General features: G+C 33.4%; 2 protein-coding genes. Both read right to left on the bottom strand.

Annotation, left to right across the window (positions count from 1 at the left end; all coding sequences use genetic code 11):
- Positions 1 to 281: 281 nt before the first annotated feature.
- On the bottom strand, positions 282 to 1,634 hold the full coding sequence (locus tag CCE28_RS21750) for an aspartate aminotransferase family protein (protein ID WP_095136328.1): 1,353 nt from the start codon (positions 1,632 to 1,634) through the stop codon (positions 282 to 284).
- A gap of 97 nt (positions 1,635 to 1,731) precedes the next feature.
- Positions 1,732 to 3,039 (bottom strand): Na+/H+ antiporter family protein, encoded by a 1,308-nt coding sequence (locus tag CCE28_RS21745; RefSeq protein WP_095136326.1) that lies wholly within the window; start codon positions 3,037 to 3,039, stop codon positions 1,732 to 1,734.
- Between the last annotated feature and the right edge of the window lie 769 nt (positions 3,040 to 3,808).

Genomic DNA, 3,808 nt, shown 5'->3' with positions numbered 1-3,808 from the left:
TCCCCCTTCTAATATTTAAATATTTAAAATTTAATTTATGTACTCTTCATATGCCATTTATATATGCAACAGCTGTGCCAACTTTATTTTTCTTTTTAACACTAGTAAACATCCTGTTTTTTTATAAATAAAAAACTTTACTTTAATAAAGGTGTATAATTTTTATCCATACAAAGACTAACAATCCCTAATTTTCAAATTGAAAAAAACAAGCAAAGAGTATAAAAATTATACACTTTGTTTGTTTACTATCTTATTCCAATTAATTTAATTTTCTCCAGTTACCAACCTTTTACTATTTCTAATGCCTGATCTGAAATTTTCCCATCAATATATTCTTGTATGGTTTCTTCTATAATATTTAAAGCCGCTTTTACTTCTTCTCTAGTAATTACTAATGGAGGTTGTACTCTGAGAATATTTTCTGCAAGAAATATGAGAATAACACCCTTCTGCCAACATCTATAGCAGATTTTAATAGCTGCTTGCGTATCCTTTTCTTTTGTAATTCTATCTTTTACTAACTCTACTCCAATGGATAGGCCTTTCCCTCTAACATCTCCTATTAATTCATACTTTTCTTTCATAAAATTGAACCGTTCTTTTATATATTCTCCTAACACATTGCTATGCTCTATCAAATTCTCTTCATTAATAACTTCTATTGTTGCAATGGCAGATTTTGCACAAACAGGATTCCCTTGAACAGTAAATAAATGAGCTGGCATGTTAAGGGCATCTACAATTTCTTCTCTCGCCACAATTGCACTGAGTGGAAGCCCAGAGGCAATAGATTTACCCATAATAATTACATCTGGAACAATTCCAAAGTGTTCAATAGAAAACCATTTTCCTGTACGTCCAAATCCTTGCTGTACTTCATCAACAATAAATAATATGCCCTTTTCTTTACACATCCTATATAATTCTTCCATATACTTTTGAGGTGGTATAGCAAATCCAATATCACCAGCGATAGGCTCTATTATTATTGCGGCAACTTCTTCTGATGGTATATAGTTTTGAAAAGCTGTCTTCATATATTCAAGACATTCCATTAAGCAGTATTCTCTCTTCTTTCCAAATGAGCAGCGATAACAATCAGGATATGGCATATGGTAAATTTCTGGTAACAATGGTCCAATTTTTCTTCTCATATTTAAACTAATTGCACTCAAAGAAATAGCTCCATATGTAGAACCATGATATGCACCAATAAAAGAAATGACCTTTGTTCTTCCAGTATACGATCTCGCTAATTTTATTGCTCCATCATTTCCATCTGATCCAGATAGACCAAAGCATACTTTTTTCTTAAAATCCCCTGGTGTTATTTTTGTAAGCATTTCAGCAAACTGTACCTGTGGCTCCGAATACATATAATCTGTAGAGAAATGGATAAATTTATCTATCTGCTCATTTATAGCTTGAATGATTTTAGGATGACAATGACCCGTATTTAAAACTGCTGCACTGCTAAACATATCAATATATTTATTTCCATCCATATCTTCCACTATAGCTCCTCTTCCACTTTTCATGACCAATGGAAAATAAGGTGCTCGAGATGCTTTTGAAATTACATTTTCATCTCTTTGTACAATCTCAACGCAGTTTTTAACCTTCTTCCTCATCTTTACTCCCCCCAATATGCCCTTAATATTAATATAATCATAAGTATTATCTTTAAAAAAGGAGCTTCTCCAAAGAGAGCTCCTTTTTAGTATAATTCTAGAAGAACATTGCACCTATAATTCCAAAAACTACGAGTGGAATATTGTAACATAAAAAAGTAGGTACACATGTATCCCATATATGGTCATGCTGACCATCTGCATTTAAACCTGCTGTAGGTCCTAATGTAGTATCAGAAGCTGGTGAACCGGCATCTCCTAATGCAGCAGCAATTGCTATTAAAAGAATAGTAGCACTTGGGCTAAATCCTAATTCTATACAAAGAGGTACATAAATAGCCGCAAGAATAGGCACGGTTCCAAAGGAAGTTCCAATTCCCATGGTTATGACAAGACCTAATAAGATCATAACAGTAGCAGCAATAAATTTACTTCCTGCCATCATACTAGCAGCTGCATCTACAAGAGATTCCACACCACCAGTTTCTCTCATAACTGCCGCATATCCTGAGGCAACTAACATTACAAATGCTATAAGCCCCATAAATCTTATTCCCCCAACCATAAGTTCTTCAACATCGCTCCACTTAACAGCACGTGATGCTAACATAATTGTAAGTCCCCCAAGTGCTCCAAGTGGCATAGAGCCCCATTTTAATTGGATTACAAGTGCGGCTACGCCTGCCAATAATGTTACATAGTGTTTTCCCGTTACAACTACTTCATCTGATGAAGCTGCCATTTCTGGTTCAGCACTTTCAATAATCTTGTATTCTCTAGGTTTTCTGTATACAAACAATGCAATAATAAGTCCTGTAAGCATTGCAAGACCTGCTACCCAGGTTGATCTCCAAACCATCCCAGTGGTTATTTCCATTCCACTAAGACCCATTTGATCTCTAATAATATTGTGATATATTAACCCATAACCAACAGGTATAGTGATGTATGGAGCTTTTAATCCAAAAGCCAATGCAGAAGCTGCAGCTCTTCTATCCATTTTCATCTTATTCATAAGTAATAATAGTGGAGGGATTAAGATTGGAATAAAAGCTATATGAACAGGTATGACTGTCCCTGATAGACATGCAACAAAGGAAATAACAAGTAATAGAATAATCCTTTTTCCCTTAATCATTTTTGAAATTTTTAGTGCTAATATATCTGCCGCACCAGTTTTTGCAATTGCTGTAGCTAGTGCTCCTAATAAGATATAACTTAATGCCGTCTCAGCATTTCCGCCCATTCCACCTATAAGTACGCCCATCGTATCTCCTATAGGCATACCAGCAGCTAATCCTCCTACAATTGCCGAAACAATTAATGACAGAATAACATTTAACCTTAATAGGCATAATATGGTCATTACAATAACTGACAAAACAACAGGATTTGTTAATATCATTAATAATCCTCCTTTTTCTTTTTTAGTGTATTTTTAAGGTTACTCTTTTATAAAGGTGGCCACCTTTTAGCAAACTCTACAGTTATCAACTGTAATTATTCATTTCAAAAGAGCTTCCTCTGACACCCAAATCTAATTCAATATATACCTTAAAGAACTATACTTAAATATATTTTGCGAAAAGGTTTTTACAATTCTCTTGCGTATCTTAATTATATTGTTAAACAATTCATGGTATCATTTTCAGAATATTCTTGATATGAAATATTTAAAAGCAATTACTGTGCCAATAATTATTTCTAATTCTTTTCTTACCTCTTCCCTTTTAAAATACACTTTTCACACATTATATACATGAAATAATATATATTTTATTTCTTAAGGTGCATAATTCTTATACAATCATTAGACGTTCGTATTGATTTTTCAACCTTTTAAAATGTATACGCTTGTATAATTTTTATACGTTTTTTATCCCCAAGGAAATTATAATATTTCAAATTCTGTGGATAAAAAATGAAGGGGTTGTAGGGGAAAGATTCCCCTGCCTCTTTAAAGGAGAATGCTCAGCAACTTTAGTTGCGTCGAAGGAAACCATAGGGTTCCATAGCGAAGCATACGGAGTATGCTTTTTTATAAATCATCATCTCTTAATTTCAAAATATAATAAACCCCCAATTTCATAGTTGAGGGTTTATCATGCTTCTTTTTCATAATTTAATTATCCATGTGCATATTATTTATATTCTTAACGAGGTGCCTTTCCATC

This window comes from Anaeromicrobium sediminis (genome assembly GCF_002270055.1).
Lineage (GTDB): Bacteria > Bacillota > Clostridia > Peptostreptococcales > Thermotaleaceae > Anaeromicrobium > Anaeromicrobium sediminis.
This window is presented reverse-complemented; position numbering and strand designations above follow the sequence as displayed.

Coding starts and splice junctions, on each gene's coding strand:
- CCE28_RS21750 (WP_095136328.1), bottom strand. CDS start 1,634: ATGAGGAAGAAGGTTAAAAACTGCGTTGAGATTGTACAAAGAGATGAA.
- CCE28_RS21745 (WP_095136326.1), bottom strand. CDS start 3,039: ATGATATTAACAAATCCTGTTGTTTTGTCAGTTATTGTAATGACCATA.